This window comes from Myxococcus dinghuensis, from assembly GCF_024198235.1.
Classification (GTDB): Bacteria; Myxococcota; Myxococcia; order Myxococcales; family Myxococcaceae; genus Myxococcus; species Myxococcus dinghuensis.
The window spans coordinates 62063-80723 of record NZ_JAKCFB010000005.1; the positions used below are offsets into that span (position 1 = coordinate 62063).

Annotated in this window: 11 protein-coding genes and 5 tRNA genes; 6 read left to right on the forward strand and 10 right to left on the reverse strand. The window is 71.8% G+C overall.

Features of this window, described 5'->3' with window-relative positions:
• Positions 1 to 95: 95 nt before the first annotated feature.
• The 3 genes from LZ198_RS09205 (at position 96) to LZ198_RS09215 (ending at position 5212) form a co-directional block, all read left to right on the forward strand.
• Complete coding sequence (locus LZ198_RS09205; RefSeq protein ID WP_253971802.1) at positions 96 to 1589, forward strand: hypothetical protein; 1494 nt, start codon at positions 96 to 98, stop codon at positions 1587 to 1589.
• 212 nt (positions 1590 to 1801) lie between these two features.
• Complete coding sequence (locus LZ198_RS09210; protein ID WP_253971527.1) at positions 1802 to 2665, forward strand: carboxypeptidase regulatory-like domain-containing protein; 864 nt, start codon at positions 1802 to 1804, stop codon at positions 2663 to 2665.
• A 186-nt stretch (positions 2666 to 2851) separates the two neighbouring features.
• On the forward strand, positions 2852 to 5212 hold the full coding sequence (locus tag LZ198_RS09215; RefSeq protein WP_253971528.1) for a sensor histidine kinase: 2361 nt from the start codon (positions 2852 to 2854) through the stop codon (positions 5210 to 5212).
• Positions 5213 to 5221: 9 nt separating this feature from the next.
• On the opposite strand, the gene LZ198_RS09220 is transcribed toward LZ198_RS09215, so the two are convergent.
• Together LZ198_RS09220 and LZ198_RS09225 are read right to left on the reverse strand one after the other, a co-directional pair.
• Positions 5222 to 6259 (reverse strand): TolB family protein, encoded by a 1038-nt coding sequence (locus LZ198_RS09220; RefSeq protein ID WP_253971529.1) that lies wholly within the window; start codon positions 6257 to 6259, stop codon positions 5222 to 5224.
• 76 nt (positions 6260 to 6335) lie between these two features.
• Complete coding sequence (locus LZ198_RS09225; RefSeq protein WP_253971530.1) at positions 6336 to 7973, reverse strand: golvesin C-terminal-like domain-containing protein; 1638 nt, start codon at positions 7971 to 7973, stop codon at positions 6336 to 6338.
• 447 nt (positions 7974 to 8420) lie between these two features.
• Here LZ198_RS09225 and LZ198_RS09230 point away from each other — a divergent pair, with 447 nt between their 5' ends.
• Both LZ198_RS09230 and LZ198_RS09235 read left to right on the forward strand, forming a co-directional pair.
• The gene (locus LZ198_RS09230; RefSeq protein WP_323382337.1) at positions 8421 to 9158 is read left to right on the forward strand and encodes a metallophosphoesterase; all 738 of its coding nucleotides are present in this window, start codon (positions 8421 to 8423) and stop codon (positions 9156 to 9158) included.
• Between the two features lie 68 nt (positions 9159 to 9226).
• Positions 9227 to 9808 (forward strand): TIGR02265 family protein, encoded by a 582-nt coding sequence (locus tag LZ198_RS09235; protein ID WP_253971532.1) that lies wholly within the window; start codon positions 9227 to 9229, stop codon positions 9806 to 9808.
• Positions 9809 to 9838: 30 nt separating this feature from the next.
• Here LZ198_RS09235 and LZ198_RS09240 read toward each other — a convergent pair whose 3' ends face one another.
• The 8 genes from LZ198_RS09240 to LZ198_RS09275 all read right to left on the reverse strand — a co-directional run bounded on the left by LZ198_RS09240 (position 9839) and on the right by LZ198_RS09275 (position 15703).
• Positions 9839 to 10876, reverse strand: a complete 1038-nt coding sequence (locus tag LZ198_RS09240) for a hypothetical protein (protein ID WP_253971533.1) — start codon at positions 10874 to 10876, stop codon at positions 9839 to 9841.
• A gap of 432 nt (positions 10877 to 11308) precedes the next feature.
• Positions 11309 to 12709 (reverse strand): SDR family NAD(P)-dependent oxidoreductase, encoded by a 1401-nt coding sequence (locus LZ198_RS09245; RefSeq protein WP_253971534.1) that lies wholly within the window; start codon positions 12707 to 12709, stop codon positions 11309 to 11311.
• 77 nt (positions 12710 to 12786) lie between these two features.
• Positions 12787 to 12859, reverse strand: a tRNA-Ala gene (locus tag LZ198_RS09250).
• Between the two features lie 58 nt (positions 12860 to 12917).
• Positions 12918 to 12992 (reverse strand) — tRNA-Ser (locus LZ198_RS09255).
• 114 nt (positions 12993 to 13106) lie between these two features.
• A tRNA-Arg gene (locus LZ198_RS09260) sits at positions 13107 to 13181 on the reverse strand.
• 59 nt (positions 13182 to 13240) lie between these two features.
• Positions 13241 to 13313 (reverse strand) — tRNA-Gly (locus LZ198_RS09265).
• 180 nt (positions 13314 to 13493) lie between these two features.
• A tRNA-Met gene (locus LZ198_RS09270) sits at positions 13494 to 13572 on the reverse strand.
• Between the two features lie 205 nt (positions 13573 to 13777).
• Positions 13778 to 15703, reverse strand: coding sequence for a potassium transporter Kup (locus tag LZ198_RS09275; protein ID WP_253971535.1), 1926 nt, complete (start codon positions 15701 to 15703; stop codon positions 13778 to 13780).
• A 259-nt stretch (positions 15704 to 15962) separates the two neighbouring features.
• Here LZ198_RS09275 and LZ198_RS09280 point away from each other — a divergent pair, with 259 nt between their 5' ends.
• Positions 15963 to 18656, forward strand: a complete 2694-nt coding sequence (locus LZ198_RS09280; protein WP_253971536.1) for a sensor histidine kinase — start codon at positions 15963 to 15965, stop codon at positions 18654 to 18656.
• The last annotated feature ends 5 nt before the right edge of the window (positions 18657 to 18661 follow it).

Consider the following 18661-nt stretch of genomic DNA (forward strand, 5'->3'; position numbering starts at 1 on the left):
TGGGTGTGAATTTCCAGCGCCGAGTCCGCGTCAGGAGGCCCGTGGTTGCGAAGAAGGACAGGCTGGGAGTCCACTTCGCCCGGGAGATTCGTCACATGCGCCGATTGCTCGCCCTCACCGTCCCGTTCGCCCTGCTGATGGGAACAGGTTGTTACGCCCACTACCACGGCCCCGCCACGCGGTACGGCTCGGTGGTGGTGGACTACAGCTACTCGGGCAACCACCCCATTCCGGACGAGGACGGCGGCGGCTGGTGCCCCTACTCCCACGTCCACTCGCACGGCTATCAGCCCGTGGCGGACGCGTACACGTACACCAACGACGTGTACTACTACTCGGGGCCGACGGTGGTCTGGTACTGGGACTACCACCTGGATCCGATCGGCGTCGCGTGCCACCTGCACGGGCGCCACTCCCACGACTACTACCCTTCGACCGGCCGGGCCTACCGCTGGGAGCGCAGCCGGGGCTACGTCTACGACCGCACCCACGCGGCGTCCGCGGGCTACAGCTACGTGCGGCCCTCCTCCCGGCCCCAGCAGGCCCCCTCGCGAGGCTACTCGCCGCGTGACGACGACAACCGTCCGGGCCGGGCGCCTCCGGGAGGCACCGGGTGGGGCACGCAGCCTCCGCGTGGCTCGCGCTACGACAACAACAACAACGGCGGCGGCTGGAGCGGTGGGAACAACAACGGCGGCGGCCGGGGCAACAACGGCGGCCCCCGCCCCCGTCCGGGCCGGGGCAACGACGACGACCAGGGCAACAACGGCGGCGGTTGGGGCAACTCCGGCGGAGGCTACGGCGGCACGCCCGGCGGCAGCGGCTCCGGCAACAACGGCGGCGGCAACAACGGCGGCGGCTACGGCAACAACGGTGGGCACGGCAACAACGGCGGCGGTTGGGGCAACCCCGGCGGAGGCTCCAGCGGTGGCGGCAACTCCGGTGGCGGCTACGGCGGCACGCCCGGTGGCAGCGGCTCTGGCGGAAACAACGGCGGCGGCTACGGCAACTCCGGGGGCGGCAACTCCGGCGGCAACAGCGGCGGTGGCAACAGCGGCGGCGGCTGGGGCAACCCCGGTGGCGGCTCCAATGGTGGAGGCTCCAGTGGTGGCGGCAACTCCGGCGGTGGCTCCAGCGGTGGCGGCAACTCCGGTGGCGGCTACGGCGGCACGCCTGGCGGCAGCGGCTCCGGGGGTGGTTACGGCAGCGGCGGCTCCAGTGGCGGTGGCAGCTCCGGCGGCTGGGGCAACTCCAGCGGCGGTGGCTCCAGTGGTGGTGGCTCCAGTGGTGGTGGCTCCAGCGGCGGTGGCTCCAGTGGTGGTGGCTACGGGCGGGACCGGGACAGCGACGGAGGCGGACGGGGTGGCAGCCGCGGCGGCTCCAGCAACGGTGGTTGGGGCAGCGGCGGCAGCTCGGGTGGAAGCCGGGGCGACTCCAGCTCCAGCGGCGGGCGCAGCTCCAACAATGGCGGGTGGAGCAGCGGGGGTTCGTCGGGCTCCTCTTCGCCTCGCTCGAGCGGCGGCTCCTCTTCGGGCGGCAGCCGGGGTGGGCGCTCCAACTCGAAGGGCGGCAACAACGGCTGGCGTTGATTGACGCCGCGCGCCCCCGACTCGGGTCGCGCGGAGTCTCGCAGGACGATTGAAGGATTGCCGACACCGGGCTCCGCGCTCCGTCCGACACGGGCGGGCGGACGGCCCGGTGTCGCGCTTTGCGGCACCTGTTCGCCAGAAGTCGAATGGGGGGCAGTGACCAGGCGACACTGGATTGCCTGCGCGACGGGGCATGGAGATGTTGCTCCCCGATGAAGCGCCCATTCCTGTTCGTCACGTGTGTCGTGCTCGGGCTCGCGTCGTCAGCCTGCGGGTCGGGAGGAGCCACGCCGGACCCGGGGTTCCAGACCGAGGACGCGGAGGCCGTGGACCTCGAGAACCTCCGCATCCGGATCAGCGGCAAGGTCGAGGTGTTCCCGGAGGCGGCGAGCCTGCTCGCATCCCAGGGCCAGTCGATGCCCGCGCTGGAGGGCCTCCCACTCACCGTCGAGGAGCCGCTGCGCGCGGCGGTGAACGACGCCAACGCCACGTTCGGCGCGAGCACCACGGGCGCGCAGGGGGCGTTCAGCGTGGATGGGATTCCGGTGAAGGAGATGCACCTGAGCCTCGCGGCGCGGCCCGAGGCTTCGGGGCTCACGCGCGCGACCACCGTCCTCTATGACAGCGCCTTCACCGGCGCGCGTCCCCGGACGGACATCATCGAGGCGCGCGTGTGGCTGCTGCCCACGGCCTTCCACGACGCGTTGAGTGCCGCGCTGGGCGAGGCCCGGCTGCGTGGCCTCACCGACGACCAGGCCCAGACGTTGAGCGGCGCGGGCTTCGTGCTCGGGCGCGTGGTGGACGAGGATGGCGCGCCCGTGGCTGGCGCGCGCGTGGTGCCCGACCGGGCGGAGCTCGCCGAGCGCGTCTTCTACCCGGCACAGGACCTCGCCAGCATGGGACAGGAGGGCACGGCGGCGAGCGGCCTGTTCGTCTACGTCCACTCTGGCGGAAGCGCCGAGGCGTTCCAGTTGGGCGTGGACGGACGGGAGGGCTACGTCGGCCGCAACGTCGACGTCGCGCCGGGCTGGGGACTGGTGCTCACGCTGTACCCGGGCCGCCATCCCCCTCCGTAGGCGGAGGCGAGCGCCCACCCCGCCGCTCGGGGCGGACACGGACGACGCATCCGGCGACACCCCGCACCGTCGTTCGACGCGGCACGGGTCCGTCGTGAGCATCCATGTCCCAGGGGTGTTCGCGCACCGAGGGGTCCCTCCCCGACACCGCGTCGCCGAGCGCCCGAGCGTTCCGGGGGGACGTCGATGAACCGGACCTGGAGGCCCAAGCCCCATCGCCAGGCCGTGGCCCGGGCGCTCGCCTGGGGCGCCGCGGTGGGAGTCCCCCTGCTCGGGGCGCTGGGGTTGGCCGGCGTGACGCTCGACCTGGCGCTCGCCGACGCCTCCTCCATCGACCTCCCCCTGACCACCCCGCGCACGCACGTCTCGCTCATCCTGGGGGGACTCGCGCTGGGGCTCCGGCTGCCTCGCGCGCAGTCGTCGATACGCCAGTGGCTCTCCAGGACGTCGGCGCTGGGCATGGCGTTCATCGGCTCCGCGGGGCTGATGCTGGACCTGCTGGGCATCGAGCCCTTCGCCTGGGGCATCGGACCGCGCCCCTCGCCGCTCACCGGCACGAGCCTCTTGCTGCTCGGCGTGGCCCTGCTGCTCCCCGCCCATCGGCCGGTTCGCACCCTGGCCCGGGATGCCGTGACGTTGCTGGCGCTGCTCGTCGCATTGCTGGGGCTCAATGGGCTGCTCCTCGGCACGCTCGTCGCGAAGGGGATGACGCCCTTCCCCGCCCAGCGGGGCATGGGGCTGCATACCTCGCTGGCGTTGCTGCTCCTGGGCCTGGGGGTCCTCTGCGTCCAGCCCGAGCGGGGCCTCGTGGGACGCATCACCCAGGACTCCCTCGGCGGGTTCCTCGCGCGGCGGCTCGTCCCCGTGGCGATGCTGGGGCCCACCCTGTTGGGCGCCATGCTGGTGTTGATGTTCGCGGAGGGGCTGCTGGGCCGGGGAGCACCGCTGCCCATCTTCGCCACGCTGTTGAGCGCGGGCGGCGTCATGCTGGTCCTGTTGTCCGCGCGGGCCCTCGACGTGCTCGAGGTCGGGAGGCAACGCGCCACCTCGGCGTTGGCCGCCTCCGAGTCCCGCTACCGGGGCCTGCTGGAGACGACCCCCACTCCGCTGCTCATGGTGGACCCCCAGGGACGCCTGCGCTTCGTCAACTCGGAGGCGGAGCGGTTGTTCGGGCATCCGCGCGACTCACTCCTGGGCCAGTCCGTGGACGTGCTGGTGCCGGCCGGACTCGTCGGCCAGGACCGCGCCGAGGGAGAGACCGTCGAGCACACCCTGCGAGGCGTCCGCGGGGATGGCGCGGACCTCCACCTGGAGGCGCGGCTGCGTCCGGTGGAGAGCCCGGAGGGGATGTGCCTGCTCGTCGCGCTGCGGGACGTCACCGAGCGCGAGCACTTCATCTCCCGGCTCGAACACGCCCGGGAAGAGGCGGAGATGCAGCGCGGGTTGCTGCAGGCCGTGGTGAACCACGCGCCCGTGGGCGTCCTCTTCATCGACCCCACGAAGCGCCTGACGGTGACCAACCCCTTCGCGGAGACGATGCTCGGCCGTGGCCCGGGCGGCATCGAGCGGGGCGCCTACCTGGGGCGGGTCCGCGCGTTGGATGGACGTCCCCTCACGCTGGAGGAGCTGCCCTCCACGCGCGTGTTCCGGACCGGGAAGGTGGTGGGGCCGCAGGAGGTCCTCATCGTCCGACCGGAGGACGGGAAGACGATGCCGGTGCTCATCACCGCCGCCCCCGTCCCCGGCTCCCATGGGGGGATTCGCGGCGTGGTCGTCACGGGCCAGGACCTCACGCCCCGCAAGGAGCTGGAGCGGCTGCGGGAGGAGTACGTGAGCCTCATCTCCCACGACCTGCGCACGCCGCTGCAAGGCATCACCCTGCGCGCCAGCCTGCTGCGCCGGCACCTGCGGGAGCACCACCTGCCGCGCGAGGAGTCGATGACGGAGGCCATCCTGCGCGACGTCGGGTGGATGAGCGGCATGATCGAGGAGATGCTCGAGGGCTCGCGCATGGAGTCGCGCGGCCTGACGCTGCGGCGCAAGCCGGTGGACCTGGCGCGCTTCCTCGAGGAGGCGCTGGAGCGCGACCTGCCCCCCGCCCTGCGCGAGCGCTTCCGGCTGGAGGTGGCCACGCCCCTGCCCATCGCATGGCTGGACACGGCGCGCGTGGAGCGGGTGCTGAGCAACCTGCTGACCAACGCGGCCAAGTACGGACCGCCGGACCGTCCCGTGGAGGTGCGCGTCGTCACGCGCGACAGCGAGGCCGTGGTGTCGGTGCGCGACGAGGGCGCGGGCCTCACGCCCGAGGAGGCCGAGCACATCTTCGACAAGTACTACCGCACGCGGCAGGGCAGCGCGGCGGACACCCATGGCCTGGGGCTGGGCCTCTACATCAGCCGTCTCATCGTCGAGGCACACGGCGGACGCATCTGGGTGGTGAGCGCGCCGGGCCAGGGCGCCACCTTCTGCTTCAGCCTGCCGCTGTGCCCACCGGGCGGAGACGCGCCCTCGATGAAGGCGGGCTCCGGCCCGGAAGGCGTGGGGTGAGGCGGCCCGTCAGCGCCGCGCCACCCAGCGAGGCAGCCAGTCCGGCGCCTTCGCGGTGGTGAGTCGCGTCTGTCCGGAGCCGTCCGCCCGCATGAGGTAGAGGTCGACGTCGTCCTCCCGCTCGGACACGAACGCGAGGTACTTCCCGTCCGGACTCCACGCCGGCATGTCGTCCCGGTGCGAGCCGTCCGTCAGCGCCACCGGCGAGCCGCCCTCGACGGGGACACTCCAGATGCGGCTGCGTCCGTCCTCCGAGCGGCTCACGTACGCCAGCCGCTGGCCATCCGGGCTGAACGTCCCCTCGCGCTCCTCTCCCGCGAAGGCATGGGCGGACACCCCGCGCACGTCGGAGCCGTCCGGGCGCACCAGGAACAGCCGGTCCGGGCCCTCCCGGTCGCTGACGAACAGGAGCCACGTCCCGTCCGGACTCCACTGCGGGGAGCGGTCCTCCTTGTGGAACGTGGTGATGCGGCGCTCCTGGGAGCCGTCCGCCTTCGCCACGTAGACCTCCGGGTCCCCCTCGCGGCTGCACACGTAGGCCAGCGACTGGCCGTCCGGCGACACCGCCGGCTCGAAGCAGCCCTGGGGCACCTGCGTCAGCCGCACCTCCGCCCCACCCGCCTTCGGCTCCAGGCGCACCAGGTCGCTGAAGCCCTGGGCGTCCGACTCGGCCACCAGCCACGAGCCATCCGGCGCCCAGCTCGCGTTGCGCGAGCGAGCGCGGGGCGCGTGCAACGGCAGCGCGTCACCGCCCGACAGCGGCTGGACCCGCAGCTGCTGGAAGAGCAGCCCCTGCTCCTCGCGCACCGCCACCACGAGCAACGACTTCCCATCCGGCGACACCGGGCCGGGATAGTCGTCCTCCGGGCCGCGCGTCACCTGCGTCTCCGTCCCGTCAGGGCTCACCGTCCACACGTCCTTCTGACCCGCCCGCTCCGACAGGAAGACGACCACGCCTGGGATGGCGCGCGCCTCCTCCTTCGACAGCGGCCCGGCGCCCGATGCCCGCTCGCCGCCGCAGCGGCCCGCGCATCCGACGCCGAGCACGGCGAGCGCGGCCCCGAGGGACCCCGCCCGCCACGGCCAGGAACGCGGCTTCCGTTCGAGGCCTCGCCCGCTCACGTCACTCCACCTTGATGGCGTCGGCGATGACCACGGAGCCCTCGGCGGCCCAGCGGCTGAGCTGCACGGTGTTCCAACCCGCGGCGAAGCTGAACGTGCCCAGCGAGTTCCACTTGCCGCCGTTGGCCTGCTGGTTCACCGCCACCGTGGTGCTGCCGCTCGTGTGGTGGATGATGAAGGGCGCCGCCGCCGAGCGGTTGGTGCCCGCCACCCACCACGCGCTGATGGTCTTCGAACCCGCCGCGGCCAGGTAGAACTTGAAGGTGAACGGCTGCGACACGGCCTCCGTGCCGGCGTAGTAGTAACCGCTGCCGTAGTAGCCGGCGCTGGTCCCCTGCGCCCAGTCCCCCGTCATCTCGACGCTGGCCTTGGACGCGTCGTTGTTCGCCTGGTGGCTGTCGACGACGATGGCCGAGGCGCCGCAGAAGGAGTTCACCTTCGAGATGTAGCTGCTCCACGGCCAGTTGGGACCCGGGTCCGTGCGGGTGGCGGGCTGCAGCCGGCCGTGCGCGACGATGTGGAAGCTGTCGCGCGTCACGGCGGTGTTCCCCTTGGTGATGTCGCAGGACAGCTTCGCGGACGCGTCGATCTGCCCGGCGGGGAACGACGCCTGGCTGGCGAAGCCCGCGTGCTCGATGCCCACGGAGAAGTGGTTGACCGACACGCCCTGCAGGCCGCACTGGGTGCCGCCGTTGAGGTTGCAGTCGTAGCTCGCGCCCACGTGCCAGGCGCGGTTGGACTCGCGCACCAGCTGCGAAACCTCGCTGCCGCTCTCGTTCACCACGTAGTGCGCGCTCACCTGCGCGGACGGGTTGACGAGCCAGCCCCAGCACCCGGCGTAGTTGCCCTCGCAGGTGTGGATGATGATGAGCGAGACCTTCGTGCCCGCGGGGCGGTCGTTGTAGTTGGGGGACTCGCGCCAGATGGAGGACGCGTAGTCCGGGCCCGCCGCCATCGCGGAGACCCTCGGCAGCGCGAACTTCGCCTCCACCGGGGTGCCCTCGAGCGACACCGCCACCTTGCCCTGCGGCGTGAAGGCACCCGCGCCCTCGCGCAGCACGCGGTACACGTCACCGTGGATGAACTGCGCCTGGGCGCCCGGGTCCGTCACGTCCGACAGGCGCGCCACCGCGGGGGCCCACGCCCCCAGGTCCGCGCGGTCGATGCCGTCCTCCGCGGCGTACTTCGCCAGCAGCGCCGCGCCCGCGCGCAGGTTGGCCAGCGGCTCGCCGCGCACGGCCTCCGCGCTCACACCCGCCAGGGCCGCGCCCTCCGTCACGTGCTCGCCGCGCAGCGCCAGCAGACCGAACGCCGCCGGACGGCCCGCGAACTCCTCCTCGCCCTTCACGTGCTCCCACCGCGTCTGCGCGTAGGAGACGGCCTTGAGCAGGCTCACCGGGACGTCGAACTCCTTCGCGGCCTGGGCGAACAGCCCGTCCAGCTCGTATGGCGTGCGGCGCGCGACGTCCGCCACCTCGCGGGCCGGGTCATCCGCCGTGCCCGAGGGGTTCTCCGTGGGGGCGGGCGACTCCGGAGCGGGGGCCTCCGGGGCTTGCGTCTCGGGCTGGGGCTGGGGACCACAGGCGGCCAGGGCCATGGCCGCGGCGGTCGCCGCGAGCGTTTTGCGAAATACGTGCACTTGGAGCTCCTTGAGAGGGGGTCAGCAGCTCAGCCGTCCGCCCCCTTCCACGGGAGCGGCGCAGGGCCCGGCTGTGAGCAGCATGCGTGCCAGCCTCGAAAGCCCCGGAAACAGCCCATCCAGCCGCTGGGGACTGGAGCATCCATGCTCCACCCGGCCGCGCCCCGGGACACCGGCTCCCTCCAGACCCATGACCCCAACCCACTGGAATCACATGACACCTACTTGTCGTGTGGCGCCGACGTCGTGCCCAGATGGCCGGCTTTGTCGCAGTGGCGCGTTTCGAGACAGGACCCCTGTAAAGAATCCTTACTTCATTCCCGTTAATTCAAATCTTTCAAGTAGCGCCGGATTGTGTCACGAGGGGGGTGACGGGCACGGGGAGTGTGGGGCTCGGGCATGGTCTTCGCAGGCCACCACGGTGAAGCCATCCGCTATGAGGAGGACATGCGGCTCTTCGGTATTGGCGACACACACCTGCCCTCCACGCGGCAGAAGGACATGCACCGGTTCGGCTGGGCGGAGCACCCGCTGCCGCTCCAGCGGGCGTGGGACGAGAAGGTCCGCCCGGAGGACGTGGTCATCGTGGCGGGCGACATCTCCTGGGCCACGCGGCCCCACGAGGTGATGGAGGACCTGGCGTGGCTGGACGCGCGGCCGGGGCGCAAGCTGCTGGTGCGCGGCAACCACGACTACTGGTGGGGAGACTCGGCGTCGAAGCTGCGCAAGCTGCTGGAGCCGTTCAAGACGCTGGAGGCGTTCCTGCACAACAGCGCGGCGGTGATGGGGCCGTGGGTGATTGCGGGCACGCGGCTGTGGACGGCGCCGGAGGCCCCGCCCATGCCGGGTGGAGAGATGGGGGACGAGCCCATCGACGCGGGCTACGTGGAGCGCGAGACGCGCCGGCTGGCGACGTCCATCGAGGACGCGAAGAAGAAGGAAGCGGCCAGCGCCACGCCGCTCATCCGCGTGGCGGCGGTGCACTTCCCGCCGCTGTACGCCAACGAGAAGCCCACCGCGTTCAGCGCCCCCATCGAGGCGTTCCAGCCCAAGGTGTGCGTGTACGGGCACCTGCACGCGGCGGGAATCGCGGCGGGCTTCACGGGGATGCGGGCGGGGGTGCGCTACGTGCTGGCGTCGTGCGACGCGGCGGGGTTCACGCCGCTGCTGCTCGACGAGGTGTGAAGTCGGACAAGGCACCGGGGAGGGCTCGACGGCCCGCCCCGGTGTGGGAAAGCAGCAGGAGGGTCGTCATGCCGTCCAACAAGACCGAGCTCGCGGCCCGACTGGCCGCCGCGCAGCCCGGCGACGCGGTGCGGGGACTGTTCTTCAAGGCGGTGTTCAACCTGGTCGAGGCCAAGGCCGGCATGCCGGCGCTGGAGTCGGTGCGCACGGGGGTCCTGGCGAAGGACTACTCGGACCTGCGCAGCTATCCGGTGCAGGACTTCCTCACCTTGCTCTACGCGGCGGCGGACGCGCTGGAGCCGGCGATGGGCGCGGAGGAGGCCGTGTACCACGCGTGCGGCGAGTCGAACGTGACGCGCTACTCGACGGGGCCGGGCATGCTCATCTTCGGCATCATCTCCCGCGGCGACCCGCAGAAGCTCTTCTCCGGCGCGCAGATGGGCTACAGCGCGGCCGTCACGTACGGCAGCCGGGAGTACATCACCACGGGGCCCAAGTGCGGCACCCTGCGCGTGCGCCGGGACATGCTGCCCCCCGCGTACCACGAGGGCATCCTCACCGGAGCGCTGAAGGTGCTGGGACTCAAGGGCACGGCGAAGGCCCACCCGCAGGGCATCGACCGCGTGGACTACGACATCCAGTGGGAGTGAGCGGCGCCGGGCCGGGCGCACACGCTCGGGCTACTCCACGCGCTCGTAGGTCACGTCCAGCTCGGCCACCACGCGCTCCCCCACGGAGGCCTGGCAGGTGAAGGTGTGGTTGGCGCCGTCCTGCGAGCGGCGCACGGCGCCGAAGTTCACCGTCTGGCCGGCGTAGGCCAGGCTGTCCGCGGACAGGCGCACGTCCTTGGCGAGGCAGCGGGCCCAGGGCGCGCCCTCGAGCTTGCGCAGCAGCGTGGTGGCCACGCGGGTCATGCCGCTGGCGACGATGGCCACGGGCATCACCGGGTGCAGGGCGAAGTGGCCCTTGCACATGTCCTTCGTCACCGGGCCCAGCGTGGCGTTGAGGCTCTCGCCGTCCGAGCGCCAGTCGCGCAGCTCGAGCTGCTTGCTGTACGGGTTCTGGCGCAGCCGGGCCCACTCCTCCGGGGTGCGCTGCACGCCGTCGTCGCGGCGCGGCTCGCGGCGCATCTCCACGCGGGCCTCGCCGAACAGGCGGGTGAAGGCGGCGGCGGACAGCACGTTGTAGTCCACCTCCAGGCGGAACACCGGCGTGCCGTCCGGCGTCGACAGCAGCGTGCGCGCGGTGGCGGTGCGCTTGCCCGTGAAGGACGCCTGCGCCAGGCCCCAGAGCAGCTCGTTGCCGCGCTTCATCGGCTCGCGGCGCAGCCACTCACCGCGCGCGCCACAGGCCAGATAGAAGTGCTGCCCGTCCTTGGGCGACATCAGCGCGGACGCGCAGGAGCCCAGGATGGCCATGTGGCGGCCCGCCTCCGCGATGCCGATGATGCCCGCCTCCGCGTCCGGGTCCTGCTGCACCGGCACCCGCGCCACCACCTCGCCCTTGCCCATCACCGTCACGTCCTTGAGCGCGAAGTACGGATCACGCACGCAGATGCGCGGGTACAGGTCCGACGCGCTCAGGACCGTGTGCGGCGCGACGTTCGACCAGTCCAGCTCCGACTGCTCGGTCCACGGCGTCACCGGCGAGGTGACGTTGGACGACAGGCCGGAGGAGCGGAGCGAGGCGGCAGCAACGGAGGGAGCGACGTCGAGCATGGGGCTGACCTCAATTCGGACGCAGGGTTCTGCGCGACACCTGGAAGCAAGGTAACCGAGGAAGCTTCCGCCAGTACAGAACTATTTCTGTCTGGTGAAAATATTCTCGTCATGGCGCGCGCGGAGTTGCCTGGACGCTGTAACTTTCCGCTGAGACACGACGAAAACGCTGATTCGGTGTCACCCCACGTGAGGCTTTGGGGCCCTTGAACCCACACTCAACGCATGGTGTCAGCGCGAGAAGTGGGGTTCAAAGCACCCCATTATCGAGCCCGCAGGCGCCGTGTTTCCGAAGAGTTACACCTCCACTGGGTCTTGGACGCAGTGCGTCTTTCCTGACCCGTCAGCAGAAGTGATGGCTGGGCGGAAGGATTCCAGTCTCTCTGCTCTTCCAGGGGAAAGTGCCCGGGAAATTCGCCGGAAAATGGCGGGCTACCAGGGGGCTTCGCGGAAGTCCTTCAGGAAGCGGCCATGGACGGGGTGGCCCTGGAAGCCCAGGTAGAGGGGCTCGCAGACGCGGGCGGCGGCGTCCGCGCCGTCCAGCGGGAGCAGAAAGCCCTCCGCCTCCATCTGGCGGCGCTTGGCCTCCGGGTTCTCGTTGGAGATCCACCCCGGGTCCACGCTGTTCATGAAGATGCCGTCCTGGGCGTAGTCCTCGGCGGAGGTGCGCGTGAGCATGTTGAGGGCGGCCTTCGCCATGTTGGTGTGGGGGTGGAAGGCGGTCTTGTTCCCGCGGGTGAACTGCCCCTCCACGGCGGAGACATTGAGGATGTAGCGGTCCGCGAAGGGGGAGCGCGTCAGCAGCGGCTTGAGCCGGCTGCACAGGAGGAAGGGGGCGACGGCGTTGATGAGCTGCGCCTCCACCAGCTCCAGGGGGGCCACCTCGTCCAGGCGCGCCACCCAGCCATTGAAGGTCGCCTCCGGGGCGGTGGTTCCCACGGGCAGGAGGGCGAGGCCAGGGGCCTCGGGCGAGGGCAGGCCGGGGACCTCGCGCACCCGGTCCGCGACGGGGGTGGGCAGGGCCTGGGCCAGCTCCCGCTCCCCGGCCAGGAGCGCCACGCTCCGCTCGGGGGTGAGGCGCACCGTCTGGGCCGCGTTGTTCACGAGGATGTCCAGGTGGGGCTGCGTCGCGTCCAGGTGGTGGACGAAGGCGAGCACCTGCTGGGGGTAGCGCAGGTCGAGGGCGTGGAGGACGAGCCGCTCGCGCCACTGCTCGAAGTCCGGCTCCTGGGCGAAGCGCGCGGCGGCGTCACGGGGGAAGCGGGAGGTGACGTGGACGTGGGCCCCGTCGCGCAGCAGGCGCAGGGCGACGTGGAAGCCGACCTTGATGCGGCCCCCCGTCACCAGGGCGCGACGCCCCTCCAGGGACAGGCGCGCGCGGCGGCGCCCGAGGCTCAGCTCCGCGCAGTCCGGACAGAGCGAGAGATAGACGGGGTGGAGCTGCTTGAAGGCGTCGCCGCACATGTAGCAACGGCGGGAGCGGCGCGTGTGGACCGCGGGCGCGTCCTCCGGGATGGCCTCCGGCGCGGGCAGGACCCGCACGCCGTTCTCCTCGACGCGGGCGTCGGCGAGCTCCTGGAGGGTGGCGCGGTCCTCCTGCCGGGTGACGACCCGCCGTGCCCGGCGAAGCCGCTTCTTGAACCCGCGCTGCACCTGCGTCGCCGCCGCCTCCACCTGGTGGCGCAAGGGGTGGTCATCGGGGAGCCGGGCCACGGCGCGCAGCACCTCGAGGCACCGGGCCACGTCCTCGGCGGAGGGCTCCGGAGGTGGGGCGGAGTCCGGCTCCGACGTGTCGGTCTCGTCGTGTCTACGCGCTGCCTCTTCCCGCGTCATCCCTGCGCTCCGAACCGCCCTCCCCCGCGCCGCTGTTGGCGACAGGAGGACCGCTGGGCGGAAGGTCACGCCCGGACACGAGACGACCGGATTCGAACCGGCGTCCTTCTCGTTGCAAACGAGACGCGACGACCGCTGCGCTACGCCTCGTGACCGAGCCGCCCGAGCCTGCCGGGCATGCACGCGCCACGCAAGCCGCGCCTGGACGGGGGCGCGGCCGGATTCGAACCGACGTCCTCCCGACGAGCCGTCGGGCGCGACCACCTCCCTGCGCTACACGCCCCCGCCCAGGCAGGGACACGGTTGCACGAATTGCCCGCATCGGGCAGGGCAGAGCCCCCGGACAAGGCGGTCCGAACCGACCGGGCTCGCGCGCGTCCGACGAGCAGCGCCCGGGCGGAACGGAGCCGGATTCGAACCGGCGTCCTCCTGAATCGTAGTCAGGCGCGACAACCGCTGCGCTACACGCCCCGCCCGGGCTCGCGCACGGTGCACGCCTCCGTCGGGTCATGCAAAGCAAAACACCGGGGCGAGGCGCGACCGGATTCGAACCGGCGTCCTCCTGATTGGCAGTCAGGCGCGACAACCGCTGCGCTACACGCCCCGCCCAGGCACACGCACGGTGCACGCCTCCGTCGAGTCATGCAAAGCAAAACACCGGGACGAGGCGCGGCTGGATTCGAACCGGCGCCCTCCAAGGGTCATGAGCCGTCGCGCGACGTCCCTCGCCCGGACACAGTCGAGCATGGCGTCATGGCCAGCGACCGTGCAGCTAGCGCCCGGGCGAGGTGCGACCGGATTCGAACCGGTGTCCTCCGAGGGTTATGAGCCTCCGGCGCGACGACCCCTGCGCTACACCCCTCACCCGAGCGCACGCGAGCGTGACGCGCGCACCGTGACGAAGCAAGGGGTGCCCGGGCGGACTCGAACCGGCGTCCTCCGACGCGGACGGCGTCGACGCGACGACCACCGCGAGCCCCCGCGTCGGAACCGCGGGAGCGCTGCGTCTCACGACGTCGGGGACTTCGCCCCACCCGGAGGGACTCCCGGGCGGGGCGAGGCGAGACGCTACAGCTCCACCTGGCTTCCCAGCTCCACCACGCGGTTGGGCGGAATCCGGAAGTACGCCGTGGCGCTGCGCGCGTTGCGGCTCATCCAGGCGAACAGCGCCTCGCGCCACACGGCCATGCCGGGCCGCTTGGTGGGAATCAGCGTCTCGCGACCGAGGAAGAAGCTGGTGCCCATCAACTGGAACTGGAGCCCCTTCTCCCGGCAGCGCTTGAGCACGTCCGGGATGCTGGGGTTCTCCATGAAGCCGTAGCGGGCCACCACGCGCACGAAGCCCTGCTCCAGCGGCTCCACCTCCACGCGCTCGGCGGGAGGGACGTGCGGCACGTCCTCGGACAGGATGGTCAGCAGCACCACCTGCTCGTGCAGCACCTTGTTGTGCTTCAGGTTGTGCAGCAGCGCCGGCGGCGTGCCCTCCGCGTTGCCCGTCATGAAGATGGCGGTGCCCGGCACGCGCACGGGCGGGTGGTCTCCGAAGCTGCCCAACAGCTCCTTGAGCGGGATGCTCGACGCGCGCAGCTTGCCCGCGAGGATGTCGCGCCCGCGCTTCCACGTGGTCATCAGCGTGAAGACGATGATGGCGAGCAGCAACGGGAACCAGCCGCCGTCTGCCAGCTTCATCGCGTTGGCCGTGAAGAAGGACAGCTCCACCGTGAAGAGGATGCCCGCCACGGGGATGGCCACCCAGCGGCTCACCGCCCAGCGCTCGCGCGCGACCACGTAGGCCATGAGGGACGTGATGACCATCGTCGTGGACACGGCGATGCCGTACGCGGCCGCCAGCGCGCTGGAGGAGCGGAACGTCAGCACCAGCGCGAAGACGCCCACCATGAGCGCCCCGTTGATGCCCGGCAGGTAGATCTGCCCCATCTCCTCCGCGGACGTGTGCACCACCTCCATGCGCGGGCTGTAGCCCAGTTGCATCGCCTGGCGCGTCAGCGAGAACGCCCCGGAGATGAGCGCCTGCGACGCGATGACACCCGCCACGGCGGCCAGGACCACCAGCGGGTAGAGCATCCACGAGGGCGCCAGCAGGAAGAACGGGTTGCGCGCAGCAGACCCGTCGCGCAGCAAGAGCGCGCCCTGCCCCAGGTAGTTGAGCATCAGCGCCGGCAGCACCGCGGAGAACCACGCCCAGCGGATGGGCTTCCAACCGAAGTGGCCCATGTCCGCGTAGAGCGCCTCGCAGCCCGTCACGCACAGGAACACGCCGCCCAGGACGAGGAACCCGTGCCAGCCGTTGTGCACCAGCAGCAGCACGCCGTGCGTGGGCAGCAGCGCCCCCAGCACCGCGGGGTTGTGCACCAGCTCCTTCACGCCCAACGCGGCCAGCGTGAGGAACCACACGCACATCAGCGGACCGAACACCGCGCCGATGCCCGCGGTGCCGTGACGCTGCACCGTGAAGAGGACGAACAGGATGACCAGGGTGATGGGGACCACGTACGGCTCGAACACCGGGGTCGCCACGCTCAGGCCCTCCACCGCGCTGAGCACGGTGATGGCCGGGGTGATGAGGCCGTCTCCATAGAGGAGCGCCGCGCCGAAGATGCCCAGCACGATGAGCACCGGGCGCGTCGTATGCGCCTGCTGCCCCTTCTGCCGCTGCATCACCAGCGCCATCAACGCCAGGATGCCGCCCTCGCCCCGGTTGTCCGCCCGCATCACGAAGATGAGGTACTTCACGGACACGATGATGATGAGGGACCAGAAGATGAGCGACAGCACCCCGAGCACGTTCTGCGGCGTGGGGGCGATGCCGTGGGGTCCGTTGAAACACTCGCGCAACGCGTACAGCGGGCTCGTCCCGATATCTCCGTAGACGATGCCCAGGGCCCCGAGGGCCAGGAGCGCCGTGCGCTTGAAGGTGTCCGGACCCTCCCGGACCTCTTCGCCGCCAGGAACTCCAGTGGTGGTGGCTTTCACGGCCCCCGTTTAGCCGAACCCCGGTGGGTAGCAACGGGGGCCACGCCTCCTCCTCCATCATCCGATGGGTGGGCGCATGTGCGCACGCGTCCTCCTCCCACGCTTTCCGCGCGGGCTGTGCGACGGAGCGTGCGTCCGGCGTGAACAGTCCCGGAGGCACGTATGTTGTCCAGCCATGACCGAGGGCCGGGGGGCGTCGGGTTCGATCGCCTGTCTGCTTTTCCCGTGTTCCGATGGTTGCCGCGGGGGCGCAATGACGATGGCAGCATCTCGGGTCGGAGACGCGCGGCAGTTCGGGGGGCAGGCCCCGGAGGTGGAGGAGCGGCTGGCGTTGCTGGCGGAGGCCTCCCGGGTGCTGGCCGACGCCAGCCTGGAGCCCCCGGCCGTCATGGACCGGTTGTGCGCGCTGGTGGTGCCGCTCCTCGGAGCCGCCTGCACGCTGAGGCTGCTGTCCGAGGATGGGCTCTGGCTGCGCACCGTGGCCTCGGCCGCCTCCACGCCGGAGGCCCGGCTCTTGTTCCAGACGCTGAGCCCCACCGCGCTGCGGGCGGACGAGGGCCCCTCCGCGGAGGTGCTGCGCACGGGCGAGGCGCTGCGCGTGCTGGACGCGGATCCCCAGGAGCTGCGGAGCATGGTGCCGCCCCAGCAGCAGGGGCTCCTGGACCACTTCCCCTTCACCCGGCTGATGCTGCTCCCGCTGCGGGCTCGCGGGCACAGCCTGGGGACGCTCACCGTGTGGCGGGACACGGCGGCGCCGCCGTTGGAGTCCGGGGAGCAGCTCCTGCTCCAGGAGCTGGCGGACCGGGCCGCGCTGGCGCTGGACGTGGCGCGCGCGTACGCGGCGGAGAAGAAGGCCCGGCAGGCGGCGGAGGTGGCCGCGGGGCGACTGTCCCGGCTCCAGAAGGTGACGGCGGAGCTGTCCCAGGTGCTCACCGCGGAGCGCGTGGCGGAGGTCATCGTCGACCAGGGCCTGCGCGCGGTGGGGGCCCGGCGCGGCGCGCTGTGGGTGGTGGAGGGGCAGCACGCGCGGATGCTGCGCTGCTCCGGCTATGACGACTCGCTGGGCTTCATCGACACCTTCGGGTTGATGACGCTGGATGGCACCGGGCCGATGACCGCCGCCATCCTGGAGGCGCGCCCCATCTGGGTGGAGTCTCTGGAGGCCATGGCGGAGCGCTACCCGGAGGAGGCCACGCGGCGCGCCGGGGTGATGCGCACGCCGTCGCCGTCCGTGGCGGCCCTGCCGCTCATGGCGGAGGGGCGCGCGCTGGGCGTGCTGCTGTTCGCGTTCCCCGAGCAGCGGGACTTCGACTCGGACGAGCAGGCGTTCCTGGAGCTGCTGGCGCACCACGCGGGGCAGGCGGTCGGGCGCGCGCGGCTGCTGGAGCAGGAGCAGGCCGCGCGCGCGGAGCTGGCCGAGGCCAACAAGCGGCTGGCCGCCATCATCCAGGCGTCGCCCGCCTCCATCCTCCTGGTGGACATGGAGGGGCGGGTGCGGATGTGGAACCCCGCCGCGGAGCGCATGTTCGGCTGGAAGGCGGAGGAGGTGCTGGGGGAGGTGCTGCCGGTGGTGCCCGACGGCAAGCACGCGGAGTTCCGCCGCAACCTGGAGAAGGCCGCGCGCGGGGAGTCGCTGGGCGGCGCGGTGATGCAGCGCCAGCGCAAGGACGGCTCGTTCATCCAGGTGGCGCTGTGGACGGCGCTGGTGCATCCGGCGGGGGGCTCCGAGCAGGTGCTGAGCATGGCGGTGGACGTCACCGAGCGGCAGCGCAGCGAGGCGGCGCAGCACTTCCTCGCGGAGGCGGGCGGCGTGCTCGCCACGAGCCTGGACCAGGAGGAGACGCTGGAGCGGGTGGCCCACCTCGCGGTGCCCACCTACGCGCAGTCGTGCGGCGTGTTCCTGGCGGACGACTCGGGCGAGGCGCGGTGCGTGGCGGCGGCGCACGAGGGCGAGGGTTCGCTCGACGCGCTCCCGGCGCCGGGGGCCGTGGTGGTGGCGCGGGTGGTGGCGTCCGGCGTGCCGGAGCTGCGCACGGGCGTGGGCTTCGGCGCTCCCGGTAGCGCGCGGCCGCCGCCGGGCAGGCCCGGGTGTGGCGCGTGGATGTGCGTGCCGCTCCAGGTGCGCGGGCAGACGCTGGGGGCGTTGACGTTCGTCACCTCGAAGCGGGACTACGACGCGCAGGACCTGGGCCTGGCGCAGGAGCTGGCGCGCCGCTCGGCGCTGGCCATCGACAACGCGCGGCTGTACCGCGAGGCGCGGCAGGCCATCCGCCTGCGCGAGGAGTTCCTCTCCATCGCCAGTCACGAGTTGAAGACGCCCATCAGCGCGCTCCAGCTCCAGGTGCAGAGCCTGGCGGCGCTCGCGCGCGCTCCGGCGGGCGTCCCGGCGGAGCGGCTGGGCCGCGCGCTGGAGGTGGTGGACCGGCAGGTGAAGCGGCAGACGCAGCTCATCCACGACCTGCTGGACGTGTCGCGCATCAGCGCGGGGCGGCTGGAGTTGAGCCCGGAGCCGTTGGACCTGGAGATGCTGGTGCGCGAGGTGGTGGAGCGCTTCGAGCCGGAGCTGGAGCGCACGAGCACGCGGCTGGAGCTGGTGCTGGCGCCGGACGTCCACGGCCGCTGGGACAAGCTGCGGCTGGACCAGGTGCTCACGAACCTGGTGAGCAACGCGGTGAAGTACGGGCGGGGCAATCCGGTGTGTGTCGTGCTCGAGGCGCACCCGGGCGGAGTCCGGGTGGAGGTGAAGGACGGCGGCATCGGCATCGCGGAGGAGCACCTGCCGCGCCTGTTCCACCGCTTCGAGCGCGCCGTGTCCGAGCGCAACTACGGAGGCTTCGGGCTGGGGCTGTGGATCACCCGGCAGATCGTCGAGGCGATGGGCGGGAACATCACGGTGCACAGCGTGCTGGGCGTGGGCTCCACGTTCACCGTGGAGCTTCCCCGCCCCGCGTGACGGCT